Below are 9173 nucleotides of genomic sequence, written 5' to 3' on the forward strand. Positions count from 1 at the left end.
GAACGCAGAGGGGACGCATGTCGGGAGCGGAGCAGTCGCGGGACGCGGCGCGGGATCCTCAGCGGAGCGCCGATGGCGAGGGCACGACCTCGAAGGGTGCGACGGTGAAGGGTGACAAGGCCGAAGAGGCCACGGCTGCGAAGGGCGCCGGCGCGCAGGGCGGGGCCCCGGCGGGCGACGCACCGCGGGGCGCCCGGCCCGAGGGCGCGTCACCGGCGGGCGGCACCCCCGGGACCACCACGCCCGGGGGCGCCGCGCCGGACGGCGAAGCGCCGAAGGGCGGAGCGCCCCGGGCCGACACCTCGGAGGACGGCGGGCCTGCCAACGGCTCGGCCGGCAGCGGCGCGTCCGGCAGCGGCGCGTCCGGTTCCGGTGCGTCCGCCGGCGACGGCCCCGGCGTCGCCCCCGGCGTCGCCCCCGGGGTGGACGTCGCCAAGAAGCCCGCCGGCGGCACCGCCGCGGCCGGGACGCGCGCCACCACGGCCAGCGGTGACGGGCGGCTCCTGGCAGGCCGCTACCGCCTCGGCGGCGTGCTCGGACGCGGCGGCATGGGCACCGTGTGGCGCGCCGTCGACGAGACCCTCGGCCGAACCGTGGCCGTCAAGGAACTGCGCTTCCCGACCAGCATCGACGAGGACGAGAAGCGCCGCCTCATCACCCGGACCCTCCGCGAGGCCAAGGCCATCGCCCGGATCCGCAACACCAGCGCCGTCACGGTCTTCGACGTGGTCGACGAGGACGACCGCCCCTGGATCGTCATGGAGCTCATCGAGGGCCGCTCCCTCGCCGACGTGATCCGCGAGGACGGCACGCTCACCCCGCGGCGCGCCGCCGAGGTCGGCCTCGCCATCCTCGACGTGCTGCGCTCCGCCCACCGCCAGGGCATCCTGCACCGCGACGTGAAGCCGTCCAACGTCCTCATCTCCGACGACGGCCGCGTCGTCCTCACCGACTTCGGCATCGCCCAGGTCGAGGGCGACCCGTCCATCACCTCCACCGGGATGCTCGTCGGCGCGCCCTCCTACATCTCGCCGGAGCGCGCCCGCGGCCAGCGGCCCGGCCCCGCCGCCGACATGTGGTCCCTCGGCGGGCTCCTCTACGCGTGCGTCGAGGGCCACCCGCCCTACGACAAGGGCTCCGCCATCGCGACGCTCACGGCCGTGATGACCGAGCAGCTCGACCCGCCGCACAACGCCGGCCCGCTCGACAAGGTCATCTACGGGCTGCTCGCCAAGGACCCGGCGCAGCGGCTCGACGACGCCGGCGCGCGCGCCCTGCTGACCGAGGTCCTCCGGCTGACCGCCGCCCAGGCCGCGCCGTCCCCGGAGCCGTCCCCCGAGGCCACCCGCGTCGTGCCGCTGCCGCCCGTGCCGCCGCCGACCGCGGGGGACGCGGCGACCACCCCGTCCGGCCCGGCGGCCCCGGCCCCGGCCGGCGAAGCGGCCGCCGACCGGCTGCGCGGCGCCCTGCGGTCGGTACGGAACGCCGCGTCGGCGACCGCCGCGAAGCAGCACCGGCCCGCCAAGCCGGAACGTTCCACTCCGCCCGCTCCCGTACGGGCGTCGCTCACGGACGTGGTGCCGCGCCGCACGCTGGTCACCATCGCGGTCGTCGCGGTGCTCGCGGTCGTCGCCACCGTGCTGGCCCTCTCCCTCGGCAAGGACGGCGACTCCGGCGCCCAGGGCAAGGGCGGCGACACGGCGGCCACCGCCGGTACCACCGCGGGCGGCGCGGACGGCGCCGCCACGGGCGGCGGCGCGGGCAACGACGGCCGCCCCGACGGCGGGCAGGGCACCGAGCAGGGCAGCGGGAAGCCCGATCCCGGCGCGTCCGGCACGGCGGGCGCGGACGCCGGGACCGGCACGAGCCCCGGCACCGGCGCCACCAGCGGGACCGGCGCCAAGCCGTCCGGCGGCCCCGGCGCCGGGGCCGCCCTCCCCGCCGGGTACAAGACGGTGACCGACAGCCGGTTCCGCTTCTCCATGGCCATGCCGGAGAACTTCCGCATGACGGGCGTCGCGGGCCGCGGCTCCGGCGGGATATACAGCGCCTCCGGCGGCTTCCCGCGCGTCCAGGTGGACTACACCGGCAGCCCGGGCGGCGACGCCGCGGCCGCGTGGACCGCCGCCATGGGCGCCGTCGCCGCGAGCAGCAACGGCTACCGGCACCACGGCATCAAGTCCGTCTCCTACAACGGCTACCCGACCGTCGCCGACTGGCAGTTCGAGCGCAACCAGGGCGGCGCGCGGGTATGGGTGCTGAACAGGGGCTTCAAGGTCGACGCCACACACGGCTACGCGATCATGATCACCTGCAAGTCCGCCGAGTGGAACGAGCCGGCCTGCACCACGCTGCGGAACACGGCGTTCGCGACGTTCCGGCCCACGGACTGACCCCGGGCACGTATCGTGAGAGCGCCCGGACCGTACAAGGCTGAATCAAACGGGTAACCGCACAGGAACCGATCAGGAATTGACGGCTTCGGACGGTCGGTGCGATCGGGGGAGCCGGCGGGACAGCGCGCTGCTGGGGAGGCGTCGTGGACGACTACGCGGGAAGGGTGCTCGCCGACCGCTATCGCCTGCCGCTCGCGTCCGCCGGTGAGGACGGCGGGAGCGGGGCGTACGGGCCCGCCGAGACGCCCGCCTTCGACACGTACAGCGGCCAGGAGGTCATGGTCCGGCAGCTGCCCCTGCCGGAGACCGTCGACGCCGAAGTGGTCGACGCCGACGACCCCTACCACCGCCCCTACGGGCGGGCCGCGCAGGGCACGGCGGTCCGCGCGGCCGTCGACCCCGCCGTCCGGCGCGCGGTCGAGGCGGTGCAGGCCGTCGCCCGGATCCCCGACCACCCGCGCCTCGACCAGGTCTTCGACGTCTTCACCGAAGGCGGCTCGCTGTGGATCGTCAGCGAGTTGGTCGCCGCCCGGCCGCTCGCCGCGCTGGTCCGTGAGCAGCCGCTGACCGCCTACCGCGCCGCCGAGATCGCCTCCGACGTGGTGACGGCGCTGCGCGCGCTGCACGTCCACGGCTGGACCCACCGCAACGTCACCGCCCGCACGGTCCTCGTCTGCGACGACGGCCGCGTCGTCCTCAGCGGCCTGGCGGCGGGCGCCGCCGAGGAGGCCCTCTGCGGCTACGCCCCCGTGCCGCTCACCGAGGAGGCCGAGGACGCCGAGTACGCCGAGGACGCCGAGTACGCGGAGGCAGCCGAGTACGCGGAGGACGCCGAGGCCCACCCGTACGAGGAGGACGCCGCCGACGGCGACGGGACGTACGGGGACGAGGGGACGTACGACGGCGACGGCGACGGGACGTACGGCGACGGGGCGTACGAGGACGAGGACGGAACCGACTTCGACGGCGGCTTCGAGGGCGGGCCGGTCCGCGGCGGGTACCCGGGCGACGGCCCCCGCGCGTACGACGACGGCGACGCGTACGCCGACGCCTACGGCGGCGCCGGGCGCGGCGGCCGGTACGTGCCCGCCCACGGCACCGCCCCGGCGCCGCTTCCGCCCGGTCCGCCGGCCCTGCCGAGCGGTTACGAGCCGTACTACGTCGCCCAGGCCGCCGACCGCATCGCCGACGACTACGACGACGACCACCGCGACGACCACGGCGACGACCATCACGAGGACCACCGCGGCGGCGAAGACGGCGACGGCCCCCGCCACCCCCGCCACTCCGACGACGCGCCCCCCGGCCACGCCCCCCGCGACCACCGCCCCGGCGGCGGCCCCCCGCGGGCACTGCTCGCCGGCACCTGGCGGGACGGGCCGGTCTCCGCGGGCGGTGGCAGCTCCCCGTACGGCGAGGTCGCCTCGTACGGCGGCGCCCGCGCCGGCCTGAGCGCCGACGCCCGGCGCCGCGGCCCGCAGCCCCCGCCGCCCCGCCGCGAGGCCCCCGCGGCCGCCGTGCCGGTCGCCGCCGGGACGGGCGGCGCCGACGGCCCCTACCGCGGCCCCGCCACGCCGCTGGAGGCCGAGCGGGCCCGGCAGGCCAGGATCGCCCTCGTCGGCCCCGTCACGGAGCGCTGGGCGCCCGAGCAGGCGGGCCCGGTGCACGGCACCTGGCAGCTCGCCCCGCCGGTCGGCCCGGCCACCGACCTGTGGGCGCTCGGCGCGCTGCTGTTCCGCGTCCTCCAGGGCCACGCGCCCTACCCCGAGGACAGCGCCGCCGAGCTGGTGCAGATGGTGTGTTCGGAGCCGCCCGCGTACGCCGAGGACTGCGGTGCGCTGCGGCCCGTCGTCGAGTCGCTGCTGCGTCAGGACCCCACGGAGCGGCCGGACGTGGAGGAGCTGCGCGGCTGGCTGCGCTCGCTCGTCCGCTCGGCGCCGGAGCCGGACGCGGGCGCCTCCGTGGTGCCCATGCCGTCCGTCGACGCGGCCCGGCTGCCGATCGTCCGCCGCCGGGGCGACCTCGTCCGCAGGCGCCGGTCCGCCGCCGCCGTCCCGGCGCCCGCCCGGCACCGCCACAAGAAGGCCAGGGAGCCGCGCCGGGGCGGCGAAAGCCCGCGCGCCCTCGGGCGCACCCTGCTGCTGCTCATACTGCTGGCGCTGGGTGCCGCGCTGGCGTACGCGGTGCTGTTCATGCCGAAGGCGGGGACGCAGGACGAGTCGCGGGAGCCGACGGGCACGGCCGTGCCGACGGCGACCACGCCGCACGGGCAGGTGCCCGCCCCGGCGCCGGAGCCGTCGCTGAGCCCGTCGCCGGGCGGCCAGGCGCCCTCCACCAACGCCGTGACGCCCACCGCGCCCGCGCTGCCCGACGGCTACGTCGTGCGGGACGACCCCGAGGGGTTCCGCATCGGTGTCGACCGGACGTGGCGGCGCAGCCCGATCAACGACGTCGGGCAGGTCCGCTACTCGGACGGCGACTTCACGCTGATCGTCGTCCCCGGCCGCGACACCGTCCGCACGGCGGGCGCCGACCCGCTGGAGTACCAGCGCGCCAAGGAGCGGGAGCTCCAGCCGTGGCGGGACTCGTCCTGGTCGACGGCGAGCGGTCTGCGCCGCGTCGACGTCGGCCGACAGGCTATGGCGGAGGGCCAGTTCACCTGGCAGGACGTCAACGGCCGCCAGGTGTACGTGCGGAACCTCGCGCTGCTCGTCGGCGACCGGTACCACGTCGTCCAGGTCATCGGCCCGGAGGCCGAGCGGGACCGCGTCTCGGAGGTCTACGAACAGGCCACGCGCGTGTACCGCGCGCTGCGCTGACGAACCGCCAGGGCCTCCGCCGCGTCACCCTCAGTGGCGAATTCGCGCCGAAGGGCGGGCGGCTCGTCACGGTGCGGTCTCCGTGGCCGCCCCGAGGTTCCGCCGCCCGCACACCCTCCGTAACCTTGCTGCGAAGCAGCGGGGCGGGGCCGAGCGGAGACACGTGGAAGACACGCAGGGCATGGGCGCGGGGCTGGTACTCGCAGGCCGGTACCGGCTGGGGGAGACCATCGGCCGCGGGGGCATGGGCAAGGTGTGGCGCGCCCACGACGAGGTGCTCCACCGGATCGTCGCCGTCAAGGAGTTGACGGCCGGCCGGTACGTCTCCGAGGCCGACCGGGTCGTGCTGCACGCCCGGACGCAGAAGGAGGCGCGGGCCGCCGCGCGGATCACCCACCCCTCGGTCGTCACCGTGCACGACGTGCTGGAGCACGACGACCGCCCGTGGATCGTGATGCAGTACGTCGACGGCCCCTCGCTCGCCGACGCCGTCAAGGCGGGGACCGACGGCCGCATCGACGCGCGCGAGGCCGCCCGGATCGGTCTGCACGTCCTGGGCGCGCTGCGCGCCGCGCACGCCGCCGGCGTGCTGCACCGCGACGTCAAGCCGGGCAACGTCCTGCTCGCGCGGGACGGCCGGGTCCTCCTCACGGACTTCGGGATCGCCGCCATCGAGGGCGACTCCACCATCACCCGCACCGGGGAACTCGTCGGCTCCATCGACTACCTGGCGCCCGAGCGGGTCCGCGGCGCGGACCCCGGCCCGGCGTCGGACCTGTGGGCGCTGGGCGCCACGCTCTACACCGCCGTCCAGGGGTCGTCCCCCTTCCGCCGGTCCTCGCCGATCAGCACCATGCAGGCCGTGGTGACGGAGGAGGCGCGGCCCGCCGGACACGCTGGCCCGCTCGCCCCGGTGATCACCGCGCTGCTCCGCAAGGACCCCGCGGACCGGCCCGACGCGGCCGCCACCGAACGCATGCTGATCGAGGCGATGGAGGGCCGTACGCCCGCCGACGCCCAGGCGTACGTCGCCACCCGCTCCCTCTCGGCGGACGAGCTGAGGGAGTTGCGGGAGCTGCGTGAGGCGCACGCGGGCCGGGGGGCCGGTGGGACCCGTGAGGCCGTTGAGGGAGGCCGTACCGACCGATCCGGCGCCGGCCCCGATGCCGCTGCCGCCGGCGCGCGTTCCGGCGGCGCCTCAGGGCCGGACCCCCGGCACCCGTCCACCGTCCCCGCGCAGCGCGAGGCACCCCCGGCGCACGGGAACACGGCAACGGCGCACGCCCCGCCGCACGCGCCCCCCATGGGTGGCGGCCAAGGTGGGCCGGCCCGCCGGCGCAGGGCCGTCCTGGTGCTCCTGCTCGCCGCCGCCGTGGGCGCCGGCGCGGGCTTCGCCGGCATGCGGTACGCGGACGGCGGCCGCGGCGCGGACACCGCCGTCACCGGCTCCACCACGGGCTCCACCTCGGGTTCCACCACCGGGCCGACGCCCGATCCGCACACGTCGGCGGCGCGGGCGGGCGGTCTGCCGGAGGGCTGGCAGCGCGTGGAGGACCCGCTCGGCTTCAGTCTGGCGGTGCCCCCGGGCTGGAAGCGGCAGATGGACGGCGACCAGGTCGACTACACCCCGGACAACGGCCGGCACCGCATCCGGATCAGCGTCGACGAGGACCCGGACTTCGAAAACCCGTACACGCACATGCTCGACGTCGAGAAGAGCCTGAAGAAGCGGTTGCCGGAGTACCAACGGGTAAAGCTGACCCAGAATACGTTCCGAGATCGACAGGAATCCTGTCTCTGGGAGTTCACCTGGCGCGAGAAGAGGACACACCCCGGAAAGCGCCACGCGATCGACCAGGTGTACTACACGGACGACGGAACCGAGTACGCGCTGTACATGTCGTCTCCCGAGGAGGACTGGGCGACCACCCGGGAGCAGTTCGACATCGTGCTGCGCCACTGGCGACCCGCCGGGGGGTGACCTCCTCGGCGCGAGCGGAGGAGATGGCCGTGTCGGTCGGAGGGTGGAGACCGGAGGAGCAGGGGGACCCGCAGCACCCTGCGGACCCCCGGCGTCCGCAGCACCCCGTGGATCCCGCGGACCCCGTGCTTCCGCCGTACGCGCGGGAGCCGGCGCGGGCGCAGGAGGAGGCGCGCGAGCAGCGGCGGATCGTCGGGCGCTACCGCCTGGAGGCACGGCTGGGCCGGGGCGGCATGGGCACCGTGTGGCGCGCCCACGACGAGCTGCTGGGCCGCCCGGTGGCCGTCAAGGAGCTCCACGTCGACACGGTGGCCCCCGGCGGGGGTGACGCGGCCGTCGACACGACGCTGCGCGAGGCGCGGGCGGTGGCCCGGGTGCACCACCCGCACATCGTCTGCGTCCACGACGTGGTGGAGGAGGACGGCGTCCCGTACATCGTGATGGAGCTCGTCGAAGGGGTGTCGCTCGCCGAGCGGATCGCGGTACGGGGGCCGGTCGACGCCCGCGAGGCGGCCGGCATCGGACTGGCGCTGCTGTCCGCGCTGCGCGCCGCCCACGCCATCGGGGTGCTGCACCGGGATCTGAAACCGGCCAACGTGCTGGTGGAGGAGGCCACGGGGCGGGTCGTCCTCACGGACTTCGGGATCGCCCAGCTCGCCGGGGCCACGACGCTGACCGAGTCGGGCATGTTCGTCGGCTCGCCGGAGTACACCGCGCCCGAGCGGATGCAGGGCAACCAGACCGGGCCCGCGGCCGACCTGTGGTCGCTCGGGGTGCTGCTCTGCGCGGTGATGACGGGGCGTTCGCCCTTCCACCGCGACTCGCTGGGCGGGGTGCTGCACGCGGTGGTCGAGGCGGAGATCCGCCCGCCGGTCGCCGCCGGGCCGCTGCTGCCCGTGGTGCGCGGGCTGCTGGAGCGCGACCCGGCGCGCCGGATCGACGTCGTGGAGGCGGAGCGGCTGCTCAGGGCGTACGCGGCGATGCCGTCCGGCCCGGTCCCGCTCGCCCCCGGCACCCCGCCCGGTCCCGGACCGGTGCCGGGACAGTCCGGTGCCGGGGCCGGACCGGCGGGGGCCGGCGCCCGGGGATCCCGAGTCCCGGGGGCCGGCGGCGCGGGCCCCCGGGACGCCGTACCGCCGCCCGATCCGCACGCCCCCGCCGCCCACGACCGGCCCGAGGACGGCCAGGGGCAGGCCGGCGGCGCGCCGGGGGAGCGGGGGGACGCGCCGCAGGGCGCCCGTTCCCACAGCGTTCCGCCGGCCCGGGCGCGCGACCGGGTCCGGCACATGGCGCGGGTACTGCCCAACCGGTCGCCGCGCCGCGTACGGGAGGAGCCGCCCTTACCGCCCGCCCCCGAACCGCAGGACCGCGGCCCCGCCGCCCCCGCGCTGCCCACGCCGCCGCCCCCGGGCGCCGAGCCGGCGGACGCCGTGCTGCCCGACGCGGTGCCCTTCGACCCCCAGCCCGCCCCGGGCGCACCGCCCGCGCCCGGGACGCCCGAGCAGCCCGCGGCGCCCGGCCAGCCCGCGGCGCCCGAGCCCCGCGCGCCCGCCGCCGACGCGCCGCCGCCCTACGGGACGCCCGGCTACGACCCCGGGCCGTACGGGCCGCCCCCGTACGCCTCCCCGGCCGTCGTCCCGGCGCCGTACGGGGCGCCGGTCGACGGGTCACCGCCGTACGCGGCGGGCCCGTACGGTCCGCCCGCCGACGCGCCCTCGCCGTACGGCCCGGCGCCCTACGGCCACGCCGACACCCCGCCCTCCGCCGCACGCCGTACCGGCCGCCGGCGCCTCCTGGGCCGACCGGGGCGCGGCCGCAGCCCCGCTCCGCCCCGCCGGCCGGCCGGCCCGGCGGCCGCCGGGCTCGTCGTCGCCCTCGTCGCGGCCATCGCGGTCGCCGTCACCCTCGGCGTGGTCCTCTTCCTCACCACGCGCTGACGCCCGCCCCCGCGTTCGGCATGGACGACGAGAAGTACGC

The 9173-nt window shown here is 77.3% G+C and carries 4 protein-coding genes; all 4 read left to right on the forward strand.

Translation table 11 applies throughout. The annotated features are described in order from the left end of the window. Positions 1–17: 17 nt before the first annotated feature. The 4 genes from LPA54_RS12030 to LPA54_RS12045 all read left to right on the forward strand — a co-directional run bounded on the left by LPA54_RS12030 (position 18) and on the right by LPA54_RS12045 (position 9133). Positions 18–2393, forward strand: coding sequence for a serine/threonine-protein kinase (locus LPA54_RS12030; protein WP_228976630.1), 2376 nt, complete (start codon positions 18–20; stop codon positions 2391–2393). 146 nt (positions 2394–2539) lie between these two features. After that, complete coding sequence (locus LPA54_RS12035; RefSeq protein ID WP_228976632.1) at positions 2540–5215, forward strand: protein kinase; 2676 nt, start codon at positions 2540–2542, stop codon at positions 5213–5215. A 163-nt stretch (positions 5216–5378) separates the two neighbouring features. Then, a complete protein-coding gene (locus LPA54_RS12040; protein ID WP_228976634.1) occupies positions 5379–7196 on the forward strand; it encodes a serine/threonine-protein kinase in 1818 nt (605 codons plus the stop codon). Between the two features lie 233 nt (positions 7197–7429). Beyond that, a complete protein-coding gene (locus LPA54_RS12045) occupies positions 7430–9133 on the forward strand; it encodes a serine/threonine-protein kinase (RefSeq protein ID WP_228976662.1) in 1704 nt (567 codons plus the stop codon). The last annotated feature ends 40 nt before the right edge of the window (positions 9134–9173 follow it).

Source organism: Streptomyces sp. DH12, from assembly GCF_020873895.1.
Lineage (GTDB): Bacteria > Actinomycetota > Actinomycetes > Streptomycetales > Streptomycetaceae > Streptomyces.

What these genes read in the sequence shown, in the direction of transcription:
- LPA54_RS12030 (WP_228976630.1), top strand. Translation starts at nt 18, where the DNA reads ATGTCGGGAGCGGAGCAGTCGCGGGACGCGGCGCGGGATCCTCAGCGG.
- LPA54_RS12045 (WP_228976662.1), top strand. Translation starts at nt 7,430, where the DNA reads ATGGGCACCGTGTGGCGCGCCCACGACGAGCTGCTGGGCCGCCCGGTG.